At 37.0% G+C, this 26,528-nt stretch carries 28 protein-coding genes; 11 read left to right on the top strand and 17 right to left on the bottom strand.

The features are described from left to right. On the bottom strand, window positions 1-1,805 hold a 1,805-nt coding region (gene ccoN, locus QOL71_RS13380; protein WP_283417407.1), incomplete at its 3' end, for a cytochrome-c oxidase, cbb3-type subunit I. A gap of 164 nt (window positions 1,806-1,969) precedes the next feature. On the opposite strand from ccoN, the gene QOL71_RS13375 reads away from it, so the two are divergent. Then, window positions 1,970-2,260, top strand: a complete 291-nt coding sequence (locus QOL71_RS13375; RefSeq protein WP_283417406.1) for a helix-turn-helix domain-containing protein — start codon at window positions 1,970-1,972, stop codon at window positions 2,258-2,260. A gap of 121 nt (window positions 2,261-2,381) precedes the next feature. Here QOL71_RS13375 and QOL71_RS13370 read toward each other — a convergent pair whose 3' ends face one another. The 8 genes from QOL71_RS13370 to QOL71_RS13335 form a co-directional block, all read right to left on the bottom strand. Then, entirely contained in the window at window positions 2,382-2,621 is a 240-nt protein-coding gene (locus QOL71_RS13370) for a hypothetical protein (RefSeq protein ID WP_120213461.1), read from the bottom strand. A gap of 79 nt (window positions 2,622-2,700) precedes the next feature. Then, entirely contained in the window at window positions 2,701-4,032 is a 1,332-nt protein-coding gene (locus tag QOL71_RS13365) for a hypothetical protein (protein WP_283417405.1), read from the bottom strand. A gap of 80 nt (window positions 4,033-4,112) precedes the next feature. Then, window positions 4,113-5,009, bottom strand: coding sequence for a 3-hydroxyacyl-CoA dehydrogenase family protein (locus tag QOL71_RS13360; RefSeq protein ID WP_283417404.1), 897 nt, complete (start codon window positions 5,007-5,009; stop codon window positions 4,113-4,115). Window positions 5,010-5,087: 78 nt separating this feature from the next. Further along, on the bottom strand, window positions 5,088-6,056 hold the full coding sequence (locus QOL71_RS13355) for a Gfo/Idh/MocA family protein (RefSeq protein WP_283417403.1): 969 nt from the start codon (window positions 6,054-6,056) through the stop codon (window positions 5,088-5,090). Window positions 6,057-6,353: 297 nt separating this feature from the next. Beyond that, window positions 6,354-6,626 carry a hypothetical protein gene (locus QOL71_RS13350; protein ID WP_283417402.1) on the bottom strand — a complete coding sequence of 91 codons (273 nt, stop codon included), beginning with the start codon at window positions 6,624-6,626 and terminating at the stop codon, window positions 6,354-6,356. Window positions 6,627-6,640: 14 nt separating this feature from the next. Beyond that, entirely contained in the window at window positions 6,641-7,669 is a 1,029-nt protein-coding gene (locus tag QOL71_RS13345; RefSeq protein ID WP_283417401.1) for a Gfo/Idh/MocA family oxidoreductase, read from the bottom strand. A gap of 131 nt (window positions 7,670-7,800) precedes the next feature. Then, a complete protein-coding gene (locus QOL71_RS13340) occupies window positions 7,801-8,625 on the bottom strand; it encodes an SDR family oxidoreductase (RefSeq protein WP_283417400.1) in 825 nt (274 codons plus the stop codon). A gap of 136 nt (window positions 8,626-8,761) precedes the next feature. Beyond that, window positions 8,762-9,739, bottom strand: coding sequence for a 3-oxoacyl-ACP synthase III family protein (locus QOL71_RS13335; protein ID WP_283417399.1), 978 nt, complete (start codon window positions 9,737-9,739; stop codon window positions 8,762-8,764). 189 nt (window positions 9,740-9,928) lie between these two features. Between QOL71_RS13335 and QOL71_RS13330 the strand changes: the two genes are divergently transcribed. The 3 genes from QOL71_RS13330 to mazG all read left to right on the top strand — a co-directional run bounded on the left by QOL71_RS13330 (window position 9,929) and on the right by mazG (window position 11,905). Then, complete coding sequence (locus tag QOL71_RS13330; protein ID WP_283417398.1) at window positions 9,929-10,579, top strand: protein-L-isoaspartate(D-aspartate) O-methyltransferase; 651 nt, start codon at window positions 9,929-9,931, stop codon at window positions 10,577-10,579. Beyond that, window positions 10,579-11,025, top strand: coding sequence for a PH domain-containing protein (locus tag QOL71_RS13325; RefSeq protein WP_283417397.1), 447 nt, complete (start codon window positions 10,579-10,581; stop codon window positions 11,023-11,025). Before QOL71_RS13330 ends, QOL71_RS13325 begins: the two co-directional genes overlap by 1 nt. Before the next feature lie 109 nt (window positions 11,026-11,134). Then, window positions 11,135-11,905 carry a nucleoside triphosphate pyrophosphohydrolase gene (mazG, locus tag QOL71_RS13320; protein ID WP_283417396.1) on the top strand — a complete coding sequence of 257 codons (771 nt, stop codon included), beginning with the start codon at window positions 11,135-11,137 and terminating at the stop codon, window positions 11,903-11,905. Between the two features lie 107 nt (window positions 11,906-12,012). Here mazG and QOL71_RS13315 read toward each other — a convergent pair whose 3' ends face one another. Beyond that, on the bottom strand, window positions 12,013-12,489 hold the full coding sequence (locus QOL71_RS13315; RefSeq protein WP_283417395.1) for a cupin domain-containing protein: 477 nt from the start codon (window positions 12,487-12,489) through the stop codon (window positions 12,013-12,015). Next, entirely contained in the window at window positions 12,490-13,485 is a 996-nt protein-coding gene (locus tag QOL71_RS13310; protein WP_283417394.1) for a quinone oxidoreductase family protein, read from the bottom strand. Window positions 13,486-13,575: 90 nt separating this feature from the next. Here QOL71_RS13310 and QOL71_RS13305 point away from each other — a divergent pair, with 90 nt between their 5' ends. From QOL71_RS13305 to QOL71_RS13275, 7 genes are all read left to right on the top strand, one after another. Continuing rightward, window positions 13,576-13,944, top strand: a complete 369-nt coding sequence (locus QOL71_RS13305; RefSeq protein ID WP_283417393.1) for a winged helix-turn-helix transcriptional regulator — start codon at window positions 13,576-13,578, stop codon at window positions 13,942-13,944. A gap of 84 nt (window positions 13,945-14,028) precedes the next feature. Continuing rightward, complete coding sequence (locus QOL71_RS13300) at window positions 14,029-14,625, top strand: LemA family protein (RefSeq protein ID WP_283417392.1); 597 nt, start codon at window positions 14,029-14,031, stop codon at window positions 14,623-14,625. Then, entirely contained in the window at window positions 14,625-15,053 is a 429-nt protein-coding gene (locus tag QOL71_RS13295) for a TPM domain-containing protein (RefSeq protein WP_379954188.1), read from the top strand. Before QOL71_RS13300 ends, QOL71_RS13295 begins: the two co-directional genes overlap by 1 nt. Then, window positions 15,034-15,831: a TPM domain-containing protein gene (locus tag QOL71_RS13290; RefSeq protein WP_283417391.1), complete on the top strand. Its 798-nt coding sequence runs from the start codon at window positions 15,034-15,036 to the stop codon at window positions 15,829-15,831. Before QOL71_RS13295 ends, QOL71_RS13290 begins: the two co-directional genes overlap by 20 nt. A gap of 172 nt (window positions 15,832-16,003) precedes the next feature. Beyond that, window positions 16,004-16,528, top strand: a complete 525-nt coding sequence (locus QOL71_RS13285; protein ID WP_283417390.1) for an NAD(P)H-dependent oxidoreductase — start codon at window positions 16,004-16,006, stop codon at window positions 16,526-16,528. Further along, the gene (locus QOL71_RS13280; RefSeq protein ID WP_283417389.1) at window positions 16,529-18,382 is read left to right on the top strand and encodes a monovalent cation:proton antiporter-2 (CPA2) family protein; all 1,854 of its coding nucleotides are present in this window, start codon (window positions 16,529-16,531) and stop codon (window positions 18,380-18,382) included. A gap of 160 nt (window positions 18,383-18,542) precedes the next feature. Continuing rightward, window positions 18,543-20,681, top strand: coding sequence for a M3 family metallopeptidase (locus QOL71_RS13275; protein ID WP_379954185.1), 2,139 nt, complete (start codon window positions 18,543-18,545; stop codon window positions 20,679-20,681). 199 nt (window positions 20,682-20,880) lie between these two features. Here the strand turns inward: QOL71_RS13275 and QOL71_RS13270 are convergent, their stop codons facing one another. From QOL71_RS13270 to QOL71_RS13245, 6 genes are all read right to left on the bottom strand, one after another. Further along, window positions 20,881-21,327: a carboxymuconolactone decarboxylase family protein gene (locus QOL71_RS13270; protein ID WP_283417388.1), complete on the bottom strand. Its 447-nt coding sequence runs from the start codon at window positions 21,325-21,327 to the stop codon at window positions 20,881-20,883. Window positions 21,328-21,479: 152 nt separating this feature from the next. Then, window positions 21,480-22,055 carry a Crp/Fnr family transcriptional regulator gene (locus tag QOL71_RS13265; RefSeq protein WP_283417387.1) on the bottom strand — a complete coding sequence of 192 codons (576 nt, stop codon included), beginning with the start codon at window positions 22,053-22,055 and terminating at the stop codon, window positions 21,480-21,482. A gap of 78 nt (window positions 22,056-22,133) precedes the next feature. Continuing rightward, window positions 22,134-22,760, bottom strand: a complete 627-nt coding sequence (locus QOL71_RS13260; RefSeq protein WP_283417386.1) for a PH domain-containing protein — start codon at window positions 22,758-22,760, stop codon at window positions 22,134-22,136. Between the two features lie 126 nt (window positions 22,761-22,886). Beyond that, the gene (locus QOL71_RS13255) at window positions 22,887-23,657 is read right to left on the bottom strand and encodes a type 1 glutamine amidotransferase domain-containing protein (protein WP_283417385.1); all 771 of its coding nucleotides are present in this window, start codon (window positions 23,655-23,657) and stop codon (window positions 22,887-22,889) included. Window positions 23,658-23,667: 10 nt separating this feature from the next. Beyond that, the gene (locus tag QOL71_RS13250) at window positions 23,668-24,318 is read right to left on the bottom strand and encodes a Crp/Fnr family transcriptional regulator (RefSeq protein WP_346772101.1); all 651 of its coding nucleotides are present in this window, start codon (window positions 24,316-24,318) and stop codon (window positions 23,668-23,670) included. 84 nt (window positions 24,319-24,402) lie between these two features. Further along, a complete protein-coding gene (locus QOL71_RS13245) occupies window positions 24,403-26,337 on the bottom strand; it encodes an ABC-F family ATP-binding cassette domain-containing protein (RefSeq protein WP_283417384.1) in 1,935 nt (644 codons plus the stop codon). Window positions 26,338-26,528: the final 191 nt, after the last annotated feature.

Here is a 26,528-nt window from a genome sequence, read left to right as displayed (position 1 = left end):
GCTTTAGAGTACTGTCCGTTTTTCCCGTTGAATCTTACCACTTCATCACGGAAAGGACGGATCATCTGTGAGTGACAAGCGTTACATCCTTCTCTGATATAGATGTCTCTACCTTCCAATTCCAATGGAGAATAAGGCTTAACCGCGGAAATCGTAGGAACGTTGTCTTTTACAAAGATCGTAGGAAATATTTCCAACGCTCCACCAATGGCTAATGCAATAAACGCGAATATTGAAAAATACAATGGTGTTCTTTCTAACCAGAGATGAAATGATTCTCCGTTTTTCCTTGTTTTATTGGTATTGGTCAATGCTGGAGCCTCAACGGAAACTTCTTTTTGGAATGAGCCATTTCGGGCGGTTGCTATGGTATTGATTACCATGAGAATCGATCCTGTGAAATAAAGTAGCCCACCAACAAATCTCATTTTGAAATAAGGAAGAATTGCCGTTACGGTATCCAGCCAGTTTTTATAAACCAAAGTCCCATCCGGATTGAACTGTTTCCACATCAACCCTTGTGTGAATCCTGAGATGTACATAGGAACGGCGTAGAAAATAATTCCCAATGTTCCCAACCAGAAATGCCAGTTAGCTAATTTCACAGACCAAAGTTTGGTTCTCCACATGATTGGAACGAGATAATAGATCATTCCAAATGCCATGAATCCGTTCCATCCAAGTGCACCGATATGTACGTGACCAATTACCCAATCGGTATAGTGTCCAACTTTGTTTAATGTCTTTGTAGCCAGAAGTGGTCCTTCGAAAGTTGCCATACCATAACAAGTTACAGCTACTACGAAGAATTTAAGAACCGGATTTTCTCTTACTTTATCCCAAGCTCCTCTCAGTGTAAGAAGTCCGTTCAGCATACCTCCCCAAGATGGTGCGATCAGCATAATAGAGAAACCTGTTCCTACTGCTTGTGCCCATGCCGGTAGTGCCGTGTATTGTAAATGGTGAGGTCCTGCCCAGATATAAACAAAGATTAATGACCAGAAGTGGATAATTGATAACTTGTATGAGAAAACTGGTCTGTCGGCTGCTTTTGGTACGAAGTAGTACATCATCCCAAGAACCGGGGTTGTTAAAAAGAATGCTACGGCATTGTGACCGTACCACCATTGCACTAAAGCATCTTTAACACCCGCATAGGCAGAATATGATTTCCATCCTGTGAAAGATAATGGAACTTCTAAGTTATTGAATATATGTAGCATTGCAACCGCAACCCAAGTTCCGATGTAGAACCAGATTGCCACATATAAGTGTCTTACTCTTCTTACGGCGATAGTCCCAAACATATTGATACCGAAAATGACCCACACTACAGTGATCAGGATATCAATCGGCCACTCATGCTCTGCGTATTCTTTGGAAGTATTAATACCTAAAAGAAAGGTAATAACAACAGATAGGATCATCAGCTGCCATCCCCAAAAATGAATCCAGGACAATGTATCACTCCACATCCTGGTTTTGAGAAGTCGTTGCAGAGAGTAGTAAATACCTGCAAAAATTGAATTGCCAACAAAGGCAAAGATTACAGCGCTGGTGTGGAGCATTCTGATTCTTCCAAATCCCAAGGCTCCTTGCGTGCTGATAAGACCTTGTATATTTCCACTGCTTAGACTCTGGATAGTTGTGTCATCTGTCCCAAATAAGAACTCTGGCAACTCCGGATAGAATAGCATCAGCGCAGCGGTAATTCCTAAAAGAAAGCCAATAAGCCCGAATATTACGGTAGCATACAGAAATGCTCTGACAATATTATTGTCGTAATAAAATTTTTGTGTTTCCATATTCATATTTTAAGGAGGGAATCCATTTTTTTTCAAAGCTTTTCTGCCCAAAAAATGAATATCATCCTCAGGATTATATGTTTTCACAAAGGTATTTTGTAGTTTTGTGTATGACTAGTAGGTTTACCTCTAAACTATACTAAAAACTACTAAAACAAAAAGCTATGAAATTGTGCGGTGAAAATATCAGAAAAATTAGAAGGGAAAAGGATTTGACACAGGAGTATATGGCATTTGAGATGGGAATTTCCCAAAAATCCTATTCGGATATCGAGAATTCTAAGGTCAGGATCAATTTTGAAATTTTACAAAAAATATCTGCAATTCTGGATATTAGACCTTCGGATGTTTGCAGCATTTCGGATCAATGTGGTAGAAATGATTATGAACAGAAATACAATGACCTGCTCCAGTTCTTAAAAAAAAATAATATATCTGTACCAAAAGAACTTTAATAGTGTATATTATTGCCAATCTTATTAAGACAAATGAGGGATTGTTAAAAAGATTTAAGTGTTTTAATCTAAAATTATTATGATTTAAAATAAAAAAGGAGCTTATTTGAGCTCCTTTATTTTATTCTTCGTCTTCGTCGTCGTATTTTGCAAGTTCTTCATCACACCATTTGAAAGCTTCTTCAACAACTTTCGTAGCTTCGTTAGCTACAGTTTCTTCATCGTCTCCTTCCAAGTCATCCAACCACTCAACATCCTCTTCTTCTACATTAAGGATAAAACGCGGATACTCTGTGTGTACTACAAAAAGATCTTCTGGAAATTCAGAATTGTCTGCTAATAAAAACTTAGGTAATTTCATAATATAAAATTTTAAAATAAATCAGAGTATTTGTGACTCTCACTCCATTTTTCAAAGATAGAAAAATTCCCGGAACAAATTATTGATAATTATTTTTTTTGATATTGATTTTCTTTTCCACTTTATATCTTGTCAGGACATCTTTTTTAAGAGTATCTGAAGCCTTGGCTGTGATATAAATCCTTGGATTAACCGTACTGATAAGTTCGGCAGTTTGCCCGTCATTATCAAATTGATCCTTTACATAGAATTTTAATTCTTTGTCTATGAGTTTTTCACTCGTCAGAAACTGTGTGATAGATTTTCTGTTGTCGAGATAATTGCCCTTTGATAACCATGTAAAAACAAATCCTGTCAGTAAGCTCAGAAAAGCAATACTGTAAGTTGCGTCATCAAAAAATAAAAATATTCTCCTCAAAAAAACAATCCAAATTCCTATAGAAAAAGGAGCCAGTAATCGGTAATCTATGGCGTTAACCGAATATACGTACTGAACAAAATAGGATAAAATAATTGTTACTGATGAAATAATCAGAATGAATTTCTCTGTCTCGGAAATTTTGGCTCTGATAAAAAGAAAAACCATAATCATTATTGTGATTGCGCCAATTCCGTAGATACCGTAATTGATAATTCCACCATTGGGATCTGCGATATGAATAAAAGGATTAAATGTTGTCGTTAATCCCTGGAATAGTTCCAATAACAATTGTGGAGTAGATTTTAAACCGATTTCCAAAAAGATATTGACATAATCTTTATTAAAATAATCGATAAAAATTATTTTGTAAAGTCCGTAAAATCCTATTCCCAAAAAACCGGAAATGGCGAAGGATTTCCAGTAATGTTTCCCGATTTTCATCACACCGAAAATCAAACTTCCTACACAAAAAAACAAGGCACTGTAACGGATATTAAGAAGTATGATCAGCAAGAGACTTAGATATAAAATACCTTTCACCTGGCTTATTCGGTTCTTAATGATTTGGCGTGCTGTGTAAAAAAAAAGGATCACAAAAGGTAATGTCAGGGCTTCGCTCATGGTGTAAGAATAGATGCTTACAAAACTGAACAAGGCAGAGGTAATCAATAATTCTTTAAAGAAAAATCTTTTTTTGTAAGCAAAGATCAGGATAAAAGTGTAAGCAAGAATCCCGATCAGTTTGCTGCTCCAGAATTCGTCCAATCCGAAAAAAGTAAAGAATTTTATGAATAAAGAATATCCTAACGGTGCAGTTGTATTATCTATGACAGGAAACATATCTGCTTGCCGCATGTATCTGATAGAATCCGGATTTACACGTCCTTTTTCGTTTAAAAGAAACCTCAGGATGATCATTACATAGGTTGTAATGATCAAAAAAACCTGAAGGATTTTTTCATATTTTGAATTGAGTTTTATCGAAATCATGGTTAAAAATAAAAAAACTTTGTCAAAAAACGATTTGACAAAGTTAAATATCGTAATTTAAATCTATGATTAAATGTTAATTAGATTGATTTCGAAAACATTTTCGAAACTTTTTCTGCTTTCTTACTTTCAGAATAATCGTAAAAACCTTCGCCGGATTTCACACCTTTTTTGCCTGCCATTACCATATTGACTAATAAAGGATTCGGGGCATATTTAGGGTTTTTAAAGCCGTCATACATGACATTTAAGATAGCTAAACAAACATCAAGACCAATAAAATCTGCTAATTGCAAAGGTCCCATTGGATGTGCCATCCCCAGTTTCATTACCGTATCTATTTCTTCAACACCGGCAACACCGTTGTAAAGCGTTTCAATGGCTTCGTTGATCATCGGCATCAGGATTCTGTTCGCAACAAATCCCGGATAATCATTCACTTCTACAGGAACTTTTTCCAGTTGTTTTGACATTTCGAAAATCGTATCAAAAGTTTCCTTAGAAGTAGAGTAACCTTTGATGATTTCTACCAGTTTCATAATCGGGACAGGATTCATAAAGTGCATGCCGATCACCTTTTCCGGACGTTTGGTTGCAGCTGCGATTTGCGTTATGGAAATGGATGAAGTATTAGTTGCCAGAATGCAATTTTCAGGAGCTAATTCATCAATCTGAGCAAAGATTTTCAATTTCAGATCAAGATTTTCTGTCGCTGCTTCTACAATAAGATCAGCATTGGGAGCAGCATCTTTAAGATCCGTGAATGTTGTAATGTTGCTCAGGGTTTGATTTTTTTGCTCCTCCGTTAGATTTCCTTTCGCAATAATGCGATCAAGATTGGTGGTAATTGTTTTCAGTGCTTTATCAAGATTCTCTTGCTTTACATCAACAAGATTAACGGTAAATCCGCTTTGAGCAAAAGTATGAGCGATGCCGTTCCCCATAGTTCCGGCGCCTATTACAACAATGTTTTTCATTATATGTTTCTAAGATTATTATTTAATTTAAATTTTTTGATCCGGCTGTAAATATATCATATTTTCAGAATCCTGAAATTAACCTTTCTGTATCAACCTCATAATCTCCAAAGCCACCTTCAAAGCTTCGGTTCCGTCTTCCAAAGAAACTTCTACTGGAACATCATTTTCAATGGCGTTCGCAAAGCTTTCCAATTCATCAAGAATCGCATTGTTGGGTTGAATATTTGGATATTCGAAAAGGATCTGGTTTTTCTCGCCTTCCGCATTTTCGATAATCATATCAAAGTCGGACGGATTTTCCGGCGCCGGTTTCATTCGGATAACTTCTGCTTTTTTCTCCAGAAAATCCACGGAAACATAAGCATCTTGCTGGAAAAATCTCGATTTTCGCATTGCTTTCATCGATATTCTGGACGTTGTGAGATTCGCTACACAACCATTTTCAAACTCGATTCTGGCGTTACAAATGTCAGGCGTTTTGCTCACAACAGAAACACCGCTGGCGTGGATTTGTTTCACTTTTGACTTAACCAAACTCAGTAAAATATCCAGGTCGTGAATCATCAAATCCAAAACCACAGAAACATCCGTTCCTCTAGGATTGAATTCCGCCAATCTGTGAATCTCAATAAACATTGGATTCTGAATGTAATCTTTCGCACCAATGAAAGCCGGATTATATCGTTCTACGTGACCAACCTGCGCTTTGATTCCAAACTCTCTGCATTTGTAAAGAATTTCTTCCGCTTGTTGAAGTGTTTGTGTTACAGGTTTTTCTATGAAAAAGTGGATGCCTTTTTCAATCGCTTTTACAGCATAATCGTAGTGATAAACTGTAGGCGTTACAATATCCAGCATCTCGATTTTGTTCAGCAAATCCTCGAAACTTTCAAAATATTTATAACCTAATTCGGCTTCCAGTTTTCTTCCGTTTTCTACATCCTTATCATGGAAACCAACCAGTTCATATTTCTCAGATTGATTCAGTAATCTCAAATGGATTTTCCCGAGATGTCCTGCGCCTACAAGTCCTGCTTTTATCATAGCTTATTTTTCTTAAGGAGGTAAATTTAAGAATTATCACAAATCCAAATAAAAAAAGACCCGGAATTTTTTACGATTCTGAGTCTTGTCATTTAATAATATTTATTTGGGCAGCTTAATCCGCCTTCCGCTCCCAATCTTTTTTGCAGAAATTTTCCACACTCAATAGGGCTTTTGCACAAGCAAAAAAGGATTTCCGCTCAAGTCGGGCTGCGGATTCTACTTAAAAACAAGATTTGTCACACACACAACGTTTGTCATTCTGAAAGAATCTATACAATTTTCACGGATGAAATACTACTTTAAATTCCACCACTTCATTATTTGATTCACAAAAATTTCTGAATCAAACTCATTGCTAAAAAGACCATAAGTAGAAATTAATTCTGATTGCAAAATTCTGTCAATTTTTTCGGCATCTGCGTTTTTATAAAGTTGGCTCAAAATTTTATTGTTAAGCGAATCAAATTCATCATCTGGACTTCCAGAAATCAAATTCCAAGAATTGATAATTTTTCTTAATTGCGAAAAATATTCATCGTAAATCCTTTTCAAATCTTTTTTATCCACGAAACAAAATTTATTTACAAAACAACAATTTCACCTTTCTCAGAACTTTCCTTCGCTGCTTCAATCACTTTCATCGTATGGAAAGCTTGTTTTGCAGTCACAGGAACTTTTTTGTCATTGACGATAGCATTATAAAGGTCATCATAAAAATCCAGATAGTTGCCTTGGAAAGTAGGGAAATTGACAACTCTGTCATTATAAACCAGAAGTCCTGTTTTGTCTTCAGGTTCTGTTCCCCAATTCTCACGATTCGGGACTTTGCCTAATTTCAGTTCATCTTCCTGGACATCTGCTCTGTGTTTCAGGAAGCTTCCTTTCTTACCGTGCAGAACAAATGCAGGCGTCATTTCTTTAACAAAAAAACTCGATTTCAACCTGACACGTTTATCAGAATAATAAAGAAGGATATCAAAGTAATCATCAATCTGTGTATTCTCTCGTATTTTTCTGATATCAGCAAAAACTTTCTCAGGATTTCCAAATAATGTCAAAGCCTGATCAATCACGTGCGAACCCAGATCCATCAAAATACTTGCGCCGGGATTACCGTTTTCTTTCCACGCTTTCGGGCTCAATTCGGGATTGTATCTTTCAAACCGGATTTCTGCTTCGACGATTTCTCCGAGATAATCCTCTTCCAAAACTTTTTTCACGGTTCGGAAATCGCTGTCATATCGGCGGTTTTGATAAACACAAAGTTTCAGATTCTTTTCTTTAGCCAATTTGTGTAATTCTTCCGCTTCTTGGGAAGTTGTCGTAAAAGCTTTTTCCACCAAAGCGTGTTTGCCGGCTTCCAAAACTTTCTTTGTGAATTCGAAATGTGTGTCAATTGGAGTATTGACAACAACTAATTCCACATCACTTTCTAAAACTTCTTCAAGAGAATTAAAGCTTTTAACATTGGGATAATCGGTTTGTATATTTTTTTTGCTTCGTTCGTAGGCTCCAATCAGTTCGAAACCATCATTAACCTCAAGAAACGGTGCATGGAACAACTTCCCCGAACCACCATAAGCCAACAAAGCTGTCTTTATCTGTCTCATAAATTTTTAAATAATTTTGATGATGCAATTTAACTAAATAAAAATTCAAGCCACAAAGCCTGCGACTTGAATCTATTTTAATTATTTCTGGAAATCTAAAATTTAGAATCTCTAATTTAAAATTATAATTGTTATCCCATAATATGAAATCCACCATCCACGTGACGGATTTCTCCAGTAATTCTGGTTTCTTTTCGGAAAAGATGAACAATCTCATGCGCCAAATCTTCCGGAGAGGCGTTGCCTAAAGGACTGATTCTGTTTGCTCTTTCTACATCTTCCACTTTTAGCGTTGCGTTTCCGGCCTTGCTTCCCATATAAGGTGAGAATCTAATCGCATTGGCACGGATTCCGTATTTTTTTCCCAATTCATAGGCCATTTCAATCGTCAATCTTTCAAGAGCTGCTTTTGCAATACTCATATTGATGTATGGAAAAAAAGAAACTTTCTCCGCCGCAATATAACTTAGCGAAACAATCGAAGCACCGTTTTGCAAAACACCATTAGATAATAACGAATGACAAAGTGTCACCAGCGAAAATGCCGACACATTCATCGTATCATTGAATTCCTCTGCAGTCACTTCCAGCATTGGTTTTACAGACTTATTTCTAATGGTTTTGTCCATTGCGATGGCGTGAAGAAAACCGTTCAGTTCGATATTTCTTGTTTTCAAATCATCAGCGAAATGACTTAAACTTTCTGGCAAAGTCACATCGAGTGGCGCGGTGTAAACATCATTTCCCAATACTTTTTTACAGGCATTTTCGAAATCTTCATAATTTTTATTGAGAAAGGATTCTGCTTTTTCGGATAGATTTTTGTGAAATGAGGTCACGCCTAATCCAGTACAAACAACTTTGCCGTTGTTCTTCAAGATTTTTTCGGCGGTTTTCATTGCAAGAGAATTTTCATCTGCAATTCCGGTAATTAAAAAAGTTTGATTATCTAACATTTTTGAGACTTAATAGATTATAGACGAATAGATTATAGATTATAATCTGATCTAGATTTATTTTACTAATCAATTATCAATTATCAATTATCAATTATCAATTATCAATTATCAATTATCAATTATCAATTATCAATTATACCTTGTAAAGTGCAGTTCCCCAAGTCCAGCCTGAGCCAACGGCTGCGAAAAGTAATATATTTCCGGTTTGGATTTTTCCGCTTTTGTAAGTTTCGTCAAGGACAATTGGAATTGTTCCACCGGAAGTGTTGGCGTATTTATCCATATTTGTCATCACTTTTTCGAATGGGATATTGGTTTTTCTCGCTGTTTCTTGTAAAATTCGGATACTCGGTTGATGCGGAATGACCCAATCGACGCTGTCAGAAGTAAGTCGGTTGGCTTCCAGGATTTCGTTGATTGTTTCCGGTAAAACTCTGGTTGCTGTTTCGAAAACTTCTTTTCCATTCATTTGAAAATAGTGAAGTCTTTGTTTCAACGTTTCTTCCGAAGCCGGCATTTCTGAACCGCCAGCCGGAATGTTAAAATGGTATTTCCCTGTGCCGTCTGCATGCAGTTTGAAATCGAAAAAGCCTTTATCTTCGGTTGTAGAGGATAACAAAATGGCACCAGCGCCATCACCAAAGAAAACCGAATCTTTTCTTTCCCAGTCGGTAATCGTTGAAAAAGTATCAGCACCAATCACCAACACATTTTTATACATTCCTGTTTCGATGAACTGGCAACCAATAGCAATGCCGTAAAGTCCACCTGAACAAACTGCCGAAATGTCAAAAGCAACGGCTTGTGGTGCTTTCATTTTTTCCTGTACAAAACATGCTGTTGAAGGTGCTTGTCTGTCCGGAGTTGAGGTTGCAACAATAATCAGGTCAATGTCTTTTGGAGTGACATCTGTGTTTTCCAAAGCTTTCAATCCGGCTTTGTATGCCAAATCACTGGTCACTTCGCCTTGGGCAATTCTGCGTTCCCGGATTCCAAGATTTTTAAAAATCCATTCGTCAGACGAACCTACTTTCTCGAAAAAATCATTCTTTAAAATTTTTGGCGGAACATACGAACCGGTTCCTTTGATATAAGCGCGGGTTTTCTGCATAACATCCATTCTTTCATTGGTTAATTGAAAATATATTTGAATTTTTAATAAAAAAACAATCAAAGCTATAAACTTTATTTTATATATGAGGTAATATTTTGATAATTTTTTAATTTTATGATTCCTGTTTGGAATTTTAAATTTTACTTCGGAAATTGCAGAAGATTTATTAAAGAACTAAAACTAATAATGAGAGATACTTACGTTCACAAAGGCAAAAGGAAACAATTAATAGATTATCTGCATCAGAAAATCGGGATTACGGATTCTTTTGTTCTTGCTGCGATGAACGAAGTACCGAGACATCTTTTCATAGAAAGTGTTTTTGAAGATTTTGCGTACGAAGACCGCGCCTTCCCGATTGCTGCGAAACAAACGATTTCTCATCCTTCAACTGTTGCCGAACAAACCGAATTATTGGAAGTGAATGAAGGTGAAAAAGTATTGGAAATTGGTACAGGCTGTGGTTATCAGACAGCGGTTTTGATTCAAATGAAGGCTTTGGTTTACACGGTTGAGCGTCAAAAGGATTTGTATAATTTTTCTACTAAGATTCTTAGAGAATTGAATCTAAGGCCAAAGTTCCAGAGTTTTGGAGATGGATTTGAGGGTTTGCCGACATTTGCACCTTTTGATAAAGTATTGGTAACGTGTGGTGCAGAAATTCTTCCAACGGAGTTATTAAAACAACTAAAAGTCGGAGGGAAAATGGTGATTCCATTAGGGAAAACGGACGAACAGATTCTTTACAGATTTACTAAAATTTCGGAGACTCAATTTGAAAAAGAAGAATTCGGGGTTTATAAATTTGTTCCGATGCTTCAAAATAAATCACACTAATGAAAGTTTATGCAAGCAAAAGAGATTGGATTTATGGTTCTTTATTTTTAGGAATCAGCCTGCTTGTTGTTTGGATTGTAATTACATCTTATTTTGATACGCCGTTTTCAGCATGGCTGGTGATGTTATTTTTTTTATTACTCATCAATTCGGTTTTATTAATTAGTTTTTTCTTTATTAAAATCAGGATTGACGGTGAAGAATTAGTTGTGAATGTCGTCTTCGATATTTTCAGAGTCAGTATATTTAAAATTACAAAAATCCGAATCGGGGAAACAATGTGGAGCGGCTTCAACAAATGTGGAACTTCTGTAGGCGGTTTGATTATCTTTTCAAAATATAAAAATGACCTTTACATTACGCCGGAAAATCAGGATGAATTTCTAAGGGAATTATTGGAAATCAATCGTCATATTGTGATAGAGGATTTAAAAAAAAATAATTAGTTCTATTAATAAATACTTTTAAACACAAAGGCTCAAAGTTTTCACAAGGTTCACTATGGTTGTATTCTTGTGAATGGTTGGTGACTTTGTGTTTTAATTCAAAATAATTATGAATACAAGACAGGAAAAAATGGAAGCTTTCGGAAGGCTTCTCGATATAATGGATGACTTGCGGGAAAAATGTCCTTGGGATCAGAAACAAACATTTGAAACGTTGCGCCATCTGACTCTAGAAGAGACCTACGAACTGTCTGATGCGCTTCTGAATGAGGATTTGCAGGAAATCAAAAAGGAGTTGGGCGATGTGTTGCTGCATTTGGTTTTTTATGCGAAAATCGGTTCTGAAAAGGAGAGTTTCGATATCGCTGATGTGATTAATTCTCTAAATGAAAAATTGATTTTCCGTCATCCACATATTTACGGTGATACAGTTGCAGACGATGAAGAAACAGTAAAACAAAACTGGGAAAAACTGAAGTTGAAAGAGGGGAATAAGTCAATTTTATCAGGTGTTCCGAAAGGTTTGCCACCGATTATCAAAGCTTACAGAATCCAGGATAAAGTAAAAGGCATTGGCTTCGAATTTGATTCTGCTGACGATGCCTGGGCAAAAGTGCGGGAGGAATTGCAGGAGTTTCATCAGGAAACTGACAAGGATAAAAAGGAAGTGGAGTTGGGCGATGTGTTTTTCTCGTTGATCAATTACGCAAGAATCTCTGGACTGAATGCCGATACGGCTTTGGAAAAAACGAATTCTAAATTCATTTCGAGATTCCAGAAAATGGAGGAGTTGGCTGTGTCCAAAAATCTTAACCTAGCTGAACTTAATCTAGTAGAAATGGATGAACTTTGGGAAGAGGCTAAGGTTTCTGAAAAATAAATCTTATCTGTTGAAATTTATAATCTCGCAGATTTGGCAAATTGACCAGATTTTTTATCTATATTAAATCTGCGAAATCAGCTTAATCTGCGAGATTTTTTAATCGATTATTCCGCGTCAATCAAAACTGCTAACTGAACACAATTTTCTGTAGAACGATTACTCCAAGCGTGATTGGTCCCGGTTTGTATAACAATGTCTCCAGCCTGTAAAAGTGTTTCGTCTGTATCGGTAATCAGATAAATTTCACCGGACAGAATAATGATATAATCCAGACTTTTAGTTTGATGCATCAGCGGGTGAGGTTGTCCAGCAGTTGTCTCGATTCCTAACTGTTCATCGGGCGGAATCTGAACATAACGAAAATAAGTTCCGTTTTTGATAACCGTCGGAATGGCTGAATTTTCTACCGGTTTTTCCTGTTCAAAACTGGCTGGCATTTTACTGGTCTGCCAAACATCGGAGATGATTAATCCTTGAAAATGCTTGGAAACATTGGTTATTATTTCGTCTTTCTCTATGTAAGATTTCCCGTCTTTGGTTCCGGTTATGATTCGTCTTGGGATTGCTTTGATTTTGCTCATTTATTCTTGGTTCAGCATTATTAATTTTTTGCCCTGCGTTTGATTGTTTTTCAGTGTTTGCTGAGCTTGTTCCGCTGTTTTTGCAGAAAGTCCACCAACGATTTTTACGGGTAATGATTGAAGAATCTTACCGTCGATGAGTTCTCTAATTTGATTAAGTGAGTTTCTGAAATAATCATATTGCTTCTCCCTTGCATAAATGAAATTTGAAATGTTAAGAATCGTTGCACCAATTCCGAAGAGTAAATCATTGGCTTTTGGTGTGATGAAATGTGTGATGTTGATGTAGATTCCATTAGCTTTCAGAACTTCGGCAGAGATTTCTGAGAATTGATGCCCAACAGCATCGATAACGATATCAAATTTTTGATTATTATTAATTTCTAAAATACTCTCAGCTAAATTCTCTTGCTTATAATTAATGATTTGATTTGCATTAATTCCAATCTCTATCAATTGCTGAATACTTTCTTCGTTTCCCGCAGTGACAATTATTTTTTTGTTGAATTTGCCCAATAAGATTCTAAGAATAAAATTTCCAACTCCGCCGGAAGCACCAGTTATCAAAATATTTTCTATTTGATTCCAATCAACTCGATTAAAAATCTGAAAAGCCGTGATTCCGATTGATGGTAAACTTGCGGCTTGTTCGAAGTTGGTTACATTTGGTTTTTTAGCAACAATTGCTTCGGGCAAAATGATTTGTTCAGCATATGTGCCGTTGCTGCCCATACTTCCGCAAACGAAGAATACTTCGTCTCCGGGTTTGAATTCAGTTACGTCTTCTCCTGTTTCGATAACAATTCCTGAGCCCTCTCTTCCTAAGATTGGGGAAAAAAGATATTGTCGCTCGTGTTCATTTTCACGCATTTGATAATCGATGGGATTAAATCCCGAAGCAATGATTTTGACTTTTACTTCATTATGGAGAATTGGTCTTAATTCAATCGATTTATCTTTGAGTACATTATTTTCATTAAGGATAATCGCTTTCATCTTCATTTAATTTCTACAAAACTATAAGGAAAATACTTTAAATTTGTTACTAGTTAACAATAGGTAACTACTTACTTTGATGAAACCGGAATGAAAATAATAGAGAACAATATTGAAAGAGAAACAACTTGTGCAGAAGAACTTCGGGCGATGCGAGATTCCTTGGAAATTCTTGGAGGAAAATGGAAACTGATGATTTTAAGATATCTTAATAACCGACAATATCAGGATATTCATTTCAAAAAAATGGAACGGGAAATCGACGGAATCTCTGCAAAAATGTTGAGCAAACAACTTAAAGAGCTGGAAACTAATCTTCTCATTACAAGAACCGTAAAAGATGAAAATCAGCTAATGGTTTTCTATGCAATTACTGATTATGGAAAAAGCGTAACGCCACTTACGGAAAATCTTGTGGAATGGGGGCTCAAACACAGAAAAAAAATCATCGAAGGCTGATTGGTTTTAGAAGTTAAAAATAAATTCTATCATTGTATTTAATTTGTATATTTGATTTAATTAAATTTTAAAACACATCAAACTATGAAAGGTAAAGGTTGTATTGTATTAATCGTCATAGTAGCGTTAATCGCTATTGTAGGTTTTTGGGCAGTCGGTGTCAGAAACGGATTTGTAGGTCAGGAACAAAACGTGAATGCCAAATGGTCCAACGTGGAAACGGTTTATCAGAAAAGAGCTAACCTGATTCCCAACCTGGAAAGAACCGTTAAATCTTATGCAAAATTTGAACAGGAAACTTTGACAAAGGTTGTTGAGGCAAGGTCAAAAGCGACTTCTATCAACATAGATCCGACTAATATGACGGAAGCAGATATGGCGAAATTCCAAGCTGCACAAGGCGAGTTGAGCGGTGCGCTTAGCAGATTGATGGCTGTTGTAGAAAGCTATCCAAACCTGAAAGCAGACCAGCAGTACATCAACTTCCAAAGAGAATATACAGCGATAGAAAACAGCATCCGTTCAGAAACTGTTTACTATAATGATGCTGCGAAGGAATACAACACCAATATCAAAACGTTTCCAAATAACGTGATTGCCAACTTCTCCAACTTCAAAGAAAAACCATATTTTAAAGCTGAAGCCGGCGCAGAAAAAGCACCAAGTGTATTTTCAGAATAATGAATCATTTTCTTACAGATACAGAGATGGCTTCCCTTGTAGAGGCCATCAAAATAGCTGAAGACCACTCTTCGGGTGAGATTCGTGTGCATATCGATTCTACGGCTGAAGATGATTTTGCCAAAAAAGCGTTTGCAATTTTCCGTTCGTTGGAGATGCATCTGACCAAGGAAAGAAACGGCGTTTTGTTTTATGTTAATTTTGAACAGCATTATCTCACAATTATTGGAGACGAAGGTATTCACAAAAAGGTAAAACAGCAGTTTTGGGATCAATTGCATGACGAAATAACTTCTGAATTTGCAAAAGAAAATTATTATAAAGGTCTGAAAGATGCGATTCTGAAAACAGGACTCGAACTGAAAAAATATTTCCCGATTTCGGGGGAAAATATCAATGAATTACCGAATGATATCAGCTTCTCTTAAACGATATATTTTAGCATTATTTCTGATTTTTGGAGTATTTTCCAAAGCTCAGCTGGTGCCGGAAAAACCAAAGGTTCTGTATCCGGTTTATGATAAAGCCGGATTGTTGTCGGAATCTGAAAAGGATGCGCTGAACCAAAAACTCATCAAATTCTCCGATTCTACTTCCACAGAAATCGAGGTTATTATTCTTCCGACAACCAGTGGCGAAGATGTGAATTATCTCGCAACAATGTATGGTGAAAAATGGGGAATCGGACAAAAAGGCGTTGATAATGGTGTGGTTTTTCTGATTGCGACAGAAGACAGAACTATGTCGATCCAGCAAGGTCGAGCTGTTGAACAATATTTGACGGCATCGGTAGCAGGACAGATTCTGGATTACCTCGTAACGCCTGCTTTCAAAAAAGGAGAGTTCTATAATGGGATTGACCGTGGAACTTCTGCAATTATGGAAGCGGTTCAGGGGAAGTTCAAACCTATTGTCAAGAAACATCAGAATGAAAACGGAATCAGTCTTGGCTCAATTATCATTATTATTGTGGTGATAATTATTTTATTCAGTATTATTAATGGCAATAACGGAAAAGGAGGAAACTATGATGACGATGATGTGATTCTGTCAAGACGCGGAAGCCGAAGATACCGAGGTGGATTTTTTCCGTTTCCGGGCAGCTTTGGCGGTGGCGGATTTGGAGGCGGAAGTAGTGGCGGCGGATTTGGCGGCTTCGGCGGCGGTGGAAGTTTTGGCGGTGGCGGTGCTTCTGGCGGATGGTAATTGAGAAATTAATATATATAATAAAACCCGGATCTTTTTCGGGTTTTTTCTTTGTTTTGATTCTATTTCTAATAAAAAATAATTTGGGCAGTTAATTATTCTCCATTTCGTAATGGACTAGATCTTGATATAAAAGCAAAAAATCACTATATTTACGAAAATCGAGATTTCTTTGAAAAAAACATTGGTTCTATTTGCGCATCCTTACTTTGAACATTCTACCACTAATGTTAGATTGTTAGAGTGTTATGAAGGTATGGATAATGTGACGTTCAGAGACTTGTACGAAGATTATCCCGATTTTCACATTCAGCCTTTCCGGGAGCGCAAACGGATTGTTGATTATGAAAGGATCATTTTTCATTTTCCTATCATCTGGTTTGGTTTGCCGCCATTATTAAAACTTTGGATAGATGAGGTTTTTGATATGCGCTGGATTTCCGAGAATGAAACCAATATACTTGCCGGAAAAGATGCGATCATTATTACAAGTGTTGGTGGAAGAGAAAATAATTATACGCAAGAAGGAAAATATGGAACGGAAGTGGAAGAGCTGCTTTCCGGGCTCAAAGTATCCTTACATGTCAATAATATCGATCTCAAAAAAATACAGATCATTTATAACGCTGATAATCTTGACGACACGGAACTGGATCTGTTATGTGAAGAATTATCCGAAATACTAAAAATAGAATAGATGCAAGGTTCCATTGCAATGACAATCCTGATTTTTCTTGGAGCGGCCATTATTATGGTTCCGTTAGGGAAAAAGCTGGGCTTGAGTTCTGTCATTGGATACATTCTTGGTGGTATTTTGATTGGTCCGTTCTGTCTGCAACTGACAGGAAGAGATGCGGAAGATATTATGCACGCATCGGAATTGGGTGTGATCATGCTGCTGTTTTTAGTAGGTCTGGAATTGGAACCTCAGAAACTCTGGCAAATCCGAAAAAGAATTCTGGGATTGGGTCTCAGCCAGATGCTGTTAAGTATCGCAGGTATCTTCATTGTGTTTTACATTGCAGGATTCGGGTTGAAAAAAGCACTCATTATTTCGCTCTGTTTTGCGATGTCGTCCACTGCTATTGTTTTGCAGACTTTGAAAGAGAAAAACCTTTTCCGCACCGTCAGCGGAGAATCTTCCTTTTCTATTTTATTATTTCAGGATATTGCCGTTATTCCGATTCTTGCATTATTACCTTTCTTGTCCAAGTCTCAGAAAGCTTTGTCTCAAGCTGAACATGAAAAAATACTGTTGCAATATTTACCCGAATGGTTACAGCCTTTTACAGTTATTTTAGGTGTTTTGGCATTAATACTTTTAGGAAAGTATATTTTTACTCCGTTCCTGAGATTTGTATCAAAGTCAGGATTGAATGAATTACTGACAGCAGCTTCCTTATTTTTAGTGATCGGCGTTTCAGAACTGATGATTTCTGTTGGATTAAGTCCTGCTTTAGGTGCTTTCATTGCAGGTGTAATGTTAGCTAACAGTGAGTTTCGCCACGAGCTGGAAAGCGACATTGACCCTTTCAAAGGATTATTGTTGGCCGTATTTTTCGTAAGCGTTGGTGCCACCATTAATTTCGATATTATTGCTTCGAAGCCATTTTTTATTTTTTCTGCGGCATTCATTGTTTTGGCTATCAAAGCTGTTGTTCTTTTTGGGATTGGGAAATATTATAAGATGAATAACGAGCAGAGTTTCTTCCTGGCGTTTGCACTGTCACAAGTCGGGGAATTTGCTTTTGTTCTGGTCAATTTTGCAGCAAGTTTATATCTTATAGACTATCAGGCGAATTCGGAATTGATGGCGATTGTTGCGATAACGATGTGTATATCGCCGTTACTTTTGATTTTCAAAGAGAAAGTTCTGGACAAACATTTCATACAACAGAAAAATGAAGAAAACGTTGAGCTGGGGATTATCAAACAACGTAAAATCATTATTGTAGGATTCGGATTTTTTGGAAGTACGGTAGGTCGTCTTCTGAAAGCCAATGGCATCCGTTCTACGGTTTTGGATAACGATCCGGACAGAGTAGCATTATTGAGGTCAAACGGCTTCAATGTATATTATGGTGATGCAACAAAACCTGCATTGTTGCGGGCTGCCGGAATCGAAGATGCTGAACTTCTGGTAATTTGTCTGGATGATCCGGAGAAAAATAAGTTTTTGGTAGATTATGCCAAGGAAAATTTTCCTGAACTCAAAATTTTTGTAAGAGCCAAAAACCGTTTGGATGCCTACGATTTCATTAATAAGAATGTCAATTATATTTATCGTGAAACACTTGGAACGGCTGTCGATATGGCAGTTGATATCCTTCAGGAAAATGGAATGAGGAAATATACGGCCAGAAGAATGGGTAAGCGTTTTATGTTGATAGACAAAGCAATGACAAGACGTTTAGCGAAAGAAAAGGACAAAGATATGATTACCTTCACCCTCCGCGAATCCCTTGAACGTGAAGCTGAATTATTGGCTTTAGACAGTATTTCCTTCGAAGAAAATCATTGGAGTGGCGATGACGATGATGAGGATAAATAAATTTGGTCCGCTTTATCTATGCTCTGTTTCTAATGTCGGTCCGTTGCTCCCAAAGAGTCGATTCAAGTTGGCTGTAAGCAATTCTATTTTAAAAATTATAAGGTAAAAGACTCTTGTTCTCTTAGTTTTCATTACTTTTATTCCCCGAAATATTTTATTAATGAAGAAAATAACAACGACTTTATTCATCACATTTATTGTATTGGGAGCAGGAAATATGATGATCAATGCTCAGAAGAAAAAAACTTCTGCAACTACAGAACAATCTATGAAAAATAATCCTTTTCTTTCAAAAAGTCCGTTGCAATATCAGGCGCCGGAATTCGATAAAATAAAAGATTCCCATTTCAAACCTGCTTTTGATTTTGGACTGAAGCAACATTCTGCAGAAATTGATAAAATTGCTAATAATCCTGAAAAACCGACATTTGAAAATACAATCGTGGCAATGGAAAAAAGCGGCGAAGTTCTGAACAGGGCGACCATCGTTTTTTATAATCTGACAAGTTCCAATACCAATCCGACTTTGCAAAAACTGGAAGAGGAATACGCACCAATTTTTGCTTCGCACAGTGATAAAATATATCTGAATGACAAGCTTTACCAAAGAGTAAAATCGATTTCCGATGCCGGGCTGGATGCAGAATCCAAAAGATTACTTCAGTACTACAAACAAAATTTTGAGATTGCAGGAGCTGCACTTTCTGCGCAGCAAAAAGAACAGTTGAAGCAAGTCAATCAACAATTAGCAAAACTTGAAACCTTATTTTCTAACAAATTGTTAGATGCGAGAAAACAAGGAGGGTTACTGATATCTGATATTAATGAATTAGACGGACTTTCGCCGGACGAAATTGCTGCGGCTGCGGCTGATGCAAAACTTGCAGGACAGGAAGGTAAATATCTTTTGGCGCTTCAGAATACAACACAACAGCCGTTGCTCCAGAATCTTAAAAACAGAACAACCAGAGAAAAACTATTCAAAGCTTCCTGGTTGAGAGCGGAAAAAGGTGATAAAAATGATACCAGAGAGACCATCCAGGAATTGGTAAAATTACGTTTGAAAAAAGCCCAGATTCTTGGTAAAAAAAGCTTTGCCGAATGGAGATTACAGGACCAAATGGCAAAAAAGCCGGAAGCTGCAATGAATCTGATGAAACAGATTGCTCAGCCAGCGGTAGAAACAGCGAAGAGAGAAGAATCTGAAATCCAGGAATTGATTAAGTTTCAAGGAGGTAATTTCAATGTAGAACCTTGGGATTGGAATTTCTATTCGGAGCAGGTTAGAAAAGCGAAATATGATCTTGATGAGAATCAGATCAAGCCTTATTTCGAAGTGACTACTGTTCTGGAAAAAGGTGTTTTCTTTGCTGCTGAAAAATTCTACGGCATTACTTTCAAAAAGAGAACAGATCTTCCGGTTTATCATCCGGATGTGGTTGCTTATGAAGTTTTTGACAAAGACGGAAAATCTTTGGCAATCTATTATCTGGATTTCTTTACACGCGATTCCAAAAGTGGAGGAGCATGGATGAACAACTTTGTGAACCAGTCTTATCTTTTAGGAACCAAACCGGTCATTGTGAATGTTTACAATTTCCAGAAGCCGGCCGCGGGAAAACCTTCATTGATTTCTTTCGATGACGTAACAACTGTTTTTCATGAGTTTGGACACTCTATTCATGGGATTTTCGCAAGCCAGAAATATCCTTCGATTTCAGGAACGGCAACACCAAGGGATTTTGTAGAATTTCCTTCGCAGATCAACGAGCATTTTGCTTTGGAACCGGAAGTTCTGAAAAATTATGCTGTTCATTACGAAACCAAACAGCCGATTCCACAAGAGTTGGTAGAAAAAATTAAAAAAGCATCGAAATTCAACCAAGGTTACGCAACTACGGAACTTGTTTCTGCCGCTATGAATGATATGATGTGGCATTCTGTTACAGATGACAAGCAAGTGATTCCTGTTTTGGATTTTGAGAAAAAAGCGTTAGCAGACAACGGATTTACAGTTGCTGCAGTTCCGCCGAGATATCATGCGCCTTACTTTGCGCACATCTGGGGAGGTGGCTATTCATCGGGTTATTATGCTTATTTGTGGTCCGAGACTTTGGATAACGACGCTTGGGAATGGATCAAGTCTAATGGCGGAATGACGAGAGAGAATGGTGATCGTTTCAGAAAATATATTCTTTCTGTGGGTAATTCTGTGGATCTTAATCAGGCTTTCCGGGATTTTGCAGGTCACGATCCGGATATCAAACCGCTTCTTAGAAACAGAGGTTTTATCAAATAACTTGTAAAAACGCCTTCAATCTGAAGGCGTTTGTTTGTTAAAAAAATACCTTCTGCAATTACGATGAACAGGACGATTGCAGATTTCATAAAAACGTCAAGACCTTTTACCTAAAACCTCCTGTCGTTCTGTCCAAAACCTCCCGTCGTTTTCATCAAAAGGTCTCGACGTTTTTGGTAAGACATCGAGACCTTTTTGGTTAAAATTCACCAATTTCCAGTTTTGTACTTAATGCGATTCTGTTCCAGGAATTGATAATTACAATGGCCATGATGATCTCGGCAATTTGTTTTTCCGAAAAGACAGATTTTGCTTTTTGGTAAGTATCGTCACTAAGACCGTTTTGACTGATCAATGTGATTTCTTCGGTCATTTTAAGCGCCACTTTTTCCTCTTCTGTGAAGAATTTGTCTGCTTCGTGCCAGGCGCTTACTAGGAATATTCTTTCAGCCGTTTCGCCATATTTGATAGCGTCTTTGGTGTGCATATCCAGACAGTAGGCACATCCGTTGATTTGTGAAGCGCGGATCTTAATGAGTTCTTTGATTGTTTTTGAAATCTCTGACTGGGCCAGATAACTTTCCAGTCCCAGCATTGCTTTGTAAGCCTGAGGGGCTGTTTTGCTGATGTTGATACGTTTTTCCATTGTTTTGATTGTTTTAATTTGTTGATACAAAGTTGGGGAATCGATAATGGGAAAAACTTAAACTGGTTTAAGAAAATATTTTCTCACAGATTTTATAGATTGAGCGGATTTTATTAATCTGCAAAATATGTTTAATCTGTGAGAGATCAATTTTACGAAATAGTCTTTTTTCTAATCTCACTCAGATATTCCGGAGTGAAACCGAGGAAAGAAGCAATCAGATATTGTGGAACACGTTGTACAAAAGCCGGATATTGTTTAATTAATGAGAAATAGAAATCTTCTTTGGAGTAAGTGAAAATATATTTCACTCTCCTTTGATTGGCTGCGAAAGCTCTTTGGTAAATAATCCTGAAATACTTTTCCATTATCGGGAAATCATTAAGAAGCTTTTCCTGAGACTCGCTGGAGATGGTCAGAACTTCAGATTTCTCAACCGTTTGAATGCTAAAATCAGCTGGTGTTTTGCGTTCAAAAGAAAAGTTATCTGTCATCCACCAGGTTTCCAGTGCGAAATCTGTGGTTTGTTCCGTCCCTTTTTCATTGATGAAAAACTTTCTGAGAAGACCTTTGAGGACAAAATAATTGGATTTGCAGATTTGTCCTTCCTCTAATAGAATTTCTTTTTTAGCAAACGATTTGATTTCAAAATAATCCATGATCAACGCAAAATCCTCATCCGTGATCTGGACGAATTTATCAAGATGAGATTTGAAGATTTGGCACATTGATTATTGATTTGACTGTAAATTTAAACAAAAAAGCAAAATGCCAATTGACATTTTGCTTTGTATATCCGGAAGGTTCTACATCCTTTCTAATATTTCTTTTTTCTTGGTCTCGTAATCTTCTAAAGATATTAAATCATTGTCCAGAAAAGCCTTTAGTTTCATCAATGTTTCCATTGGGTCTTCTGCTGTTACTTCTGGTTTTACCTCTTGTGGCTTTTGTGGTTCTTCAGGTTTTTCGTTTTGTGTATTGACCGTAATTCCTCCGGCTGTGGCTCTTTTCTCCTCCAGTTCTTTTTGTCGGCGGTATTCTATCATTTCTTCCTCTTTGCCTTGAGCGTATTGATACAGCTTTCTGGCCTGAGATTTAGGAATATAATCTATTGTTTCTATGAATCCTGTGATAGCAGTCATTGTAAAAGTGGAACCCAAGATAGCCTCACTGATATGACTCTCAGCAACATCTTTCCAAAGGTAATCTTTGAAATCAGTCACCAGACCGAACGACTTGGAGCGGAAAAATAGGATTCTTTTATTGGTAAGAACGATAGAATCCGGAGATATATTAATGGCTGGCTTGTTTTGAACTGCAATATATTCCACCGATTCACCATTGGTAAGCAGGTCATTGACTTTTTCTGATATTTTCTCGACGGCTTTCGGATCTTGGTCTTCGTTCAGGAATTTCTTTATATCGTTGATCATTGTTCAGTTTTTTAACTAATGTGAAATTACAAAAAACAAAATGAAAATAGATCAAACTTATTAATTAATGAAAATAAAAAAGCAAAACCCATCCAGGTCTTGCTTTATAAATTAATGTTGTGAAATTTATTTCTGCTTCAATTGTTTCAAGATTTCTTCACCCACACTTTTTGCAGATTGTGGATTTTGGCCCGTAATTAATCTTTCGTCTGCAACAACGTGATTTTGCCAAAGCCCAGACTTTTCGAAGATTGCTCCGCGTTCTTTCAGCTTATCTTCCAAAAGAAAAGGAACTACATTTTCCAGTTTCACGGCAGTTTCCTCTTCATTGGTGAAAGCATTTACTTTTTTACCTTCAACCAGATATTTTCCATTTGATAATTTGAGGTTTACAAGAGCGGAAGGTCCGTGGCAAACTGCACTTACAATGCCGTTGTTTTCATAGATTTTTCTTGCAATATTCTGTAATTCTGTATTGTCCGGAAAATCCCACATTGTTCCGTGTCCGCCGGCGTAGAAGATTGCAGCATATTTTGACGGGTCAATGTCGGAAGGCTTCATTGTGTTTTCAATTTTTGTACGGTACTCTTTGTTCCCCCAGAATTCTTTATTGACAGCATCTTCCAGATTAAGTCCGTCTACCGGTGCTTTTCCTCCTTTTGGGCTTACAAAATCGATATCATAGCCGGCTGAATGCAAAACTTCCCAAGGATGGGAAACTTCTCCAAGATAATAACCGGTTGGTTCGTTTGTACTGCCTTTTTTGTTGTGACTGGTTACCACGAATAAGATTTTTTTGCTCATAACTTTGTTAGATTTTTTGTTCTGTGCATTTGCAATATTCAACATCGAAACAAATGCAAATAGAACAGAAAAGATTAAAACTTTGCTTTTCATTATCACAATTTTAAAATTTGATACTGCAAAATTCTACAAAATCGAGACCGAAAGAAAGGATGTAAATCAAGGTTTTTCTGTGATATAGGTCACATTTATTTTGACAATCTGCTGAGTGTCTCTCTGGATACGCCAAGGTAAGAAGCGATAAGAGACTTTGGAACACGTTGGAAAGAGAAGGGTAGTTGCTGAGCATCTGCTCATAACGTTCTTTTGCGCTGTGAGTCAAGAGTGAAAGGATTCTTTGCTGAAGCGCAATGTAACCAGAATTGGATTTCTTTCTGAAAAAATGTTCAATCTTATGAAGCTCGGCACAGATTTTTTCACGGTTTTCCAACGAAATAGAAAGTACTTCGACATCTTCTATACAATCAATATTCAAGGTTGAATTAGTTTGATTGAAATAAGCCTGGAAATCTGTGATCCACCAGTTTTCCCAAGCAAACTGAAGAATGTGTTCTTTGCCATCATCAGGATTGGCGTGATAAGCTTTCAATAAACCGGAAACTACAAAGTGGTCGTTCCTGACAATGTCGCCTTGCTGAACCAGAAACTGATGTTTCTTAAATTTTTTGACAGAAAAATGAGACAGCAAATAATCGAATTCTTTATCCGTAATCGGTGTGATTTCTTCGATATGTTTTCTTAGTTTGTCGCTCATTTTTTAATTTCTTTGTCGAAGATAAGAATTAAAAACAGGTTTATAAAAAATCCATTCATTTCGAATGGATTAAATATTTTAAAATTAATTCTCTAATTGACTCCCAAGATATTCCCATTCCTGCAAAGTCAGATCTAGTTCTTCTTTTATTTTATTGTAATTTTCCAAAACTTCTTCCGAAGGATTTTCTTTAGCAAAAGATGCTTCGAATTCTTCGATTTTCAGTTCCAGTTCAGAGATTTTTTCTTCTACTTTTTTAATTTTATTCTGGATGTTTTTTTGCTCTTTGCTGACAATGGTTGTGGATTGATTGTCAGTTGCTGGTTTTGATTCTTGAACCTTAGCTTTTGGAGCTTCAACCTCTTCTTTATGGAGTTTTGACCGTTCCGCAGAGATTTCCCTTATGCTTTCTTTTTGTCTGTATTCCAGATATTCATCAATGTTTCCAAGGAATTCTTTCATCTTTCCATCACGGAATTCAAAGATTTTATCAGACAAACCTTGCAGAAATTCACGGTCGTGAGAAATCACGATTAATGTTCCTTCATATTTCTGAAGTGCTAATTTGATAATCTCCTTTGACTGGATATCCAAGTGGTTCGTAGGCTCATCCATAATCAATGTGTTGAACGGACGAAGCAACAATTTACAAAGCGCCAGACGGTTTCTCTCACCTCCGGAAAGAACTTTGGTTTTCTTAGTCACATCTTCACCTTGAAACAAGAAAGAACCTAAAAGGTCACGCACACGTGGTCTGGTTTCTTCCGTCGCAGAATCTTCTGCTTCCTGCAAAACGGTTTTCTCAGGCGTCAAAACTTCTTCCTGATTCTGTGCAAAATAACCGATGCTCACATTGTGACCAAGATTCCATTCTCCGGTATAATCTTTAATATCGCCGGCAAGAATCTTTGCCAACGTGGTTTTTCCCTGCCCATTTTGTCCCAAAAGAGAGATTCTGTCGCCACGTTCTATAAAGAAATCAACATTGTCAAAAATTTGCTTATCACCATAAGCTTTTCCCAGATTTTTAGCTTCGAAAATTACTTTCCCTGGTGTTACAGACGGTTGAAAACGGATATTGAATTTAGAAACATCTTCATTATCAATCTCGATTCTCTCTATTTTATCCAGTTTTTTGATTAATGATTGGGCAAAAGAAGCCTTGGTTGCACTCGCACGGAACTTGTTGATGTTGTCTTCCATCTGTTTGATTTCCGCATCCTGGTTTTTCTTGGCTTGTGCCAGCTTTTCTCGGCGTTCTTTTCTCAGTTCCAGATATTTGGAGTAGTTGGCTTTGTAGTCATCGATTTTTTTATTATTAACATCAAAAGTTCTGTTGCATATCGAAGTCATAAACTGTTTATCGTGACTTACCAAGACAATCGAACCTGGATAATCTTTCAGGAAATTCTCCAACCAAATGATAGATTCCATATCTAGATGGTTGGTTGGCTCATCCAGAAGCATGAGGTCGTTTTTCTGAAGAAGTAGTTTTGCCAGCTCAATTCTCATTCTCCAACCTCCGGAAAACTCATCAGTGATTTTTTGAAAATCGTCTGCTTTGAAACCCAAACCAAACAGCACTTTCTCCACATCGCCTTCAAGATTGTAGGCATCGTGATTCATTAATAGGTCATTCAGTTCCGTCATTCTGACAATCAGATCAGAATAAGCGTCACTTTCGTAATCGGTTCTGATAGCTAACTGGTGATTGACATCTTCCAGCTCATTTTTCATCGCATTGATCTGTTCATAAGCCTGCATTGTCTCATCCCAAACAGTTCTTCCTTTTACAAAATCAAGATCTTGCTTTAAGAAACCAATCGTGATATTGCCTTCTGGAACTACCGTGCCTTCATAAAAATTGATTTCTCCGGAAAGGATTTTAAGAAGTGTGGATTTTCCGGCTCCATTCTTACCAACCAACCCAATCTTGTCATCTTTTTTGATGGTAAAATTGACGTCCCGGAAAAGATAATTTCCTGCGTGATGTAATCCTAATCCTTGTGCCGATATCATTGTAGTATATGTTTAAATTTCAATTGGCAAAAGTAGGGTTTAATTGAAGATGAATCAAGAGAAAAGAATAAAGTGAGAAGACTCTGAAAATTGAGACTAAAAGTCTTTTGAAGTACTAAGTTTCTCGCAGCCCGACTTATCTCTGATTCTTTATTTATTTTTATTTGAATCGATGAACCGCTTCGCTAGGT

The organism is Epilithonimonas pallida, assembly GCF_900182975.1.
Classification (GTDB): domain Bacteria; phylum Bacteroidota; class Bacteroidia; order Flavobacteriales; family Weeksellaceae; genus Epilithonimonas; species Epilithonimonas pallida.
This window is presented reverse-complemented; position numbering and strand designations above follow the sequence as displayed.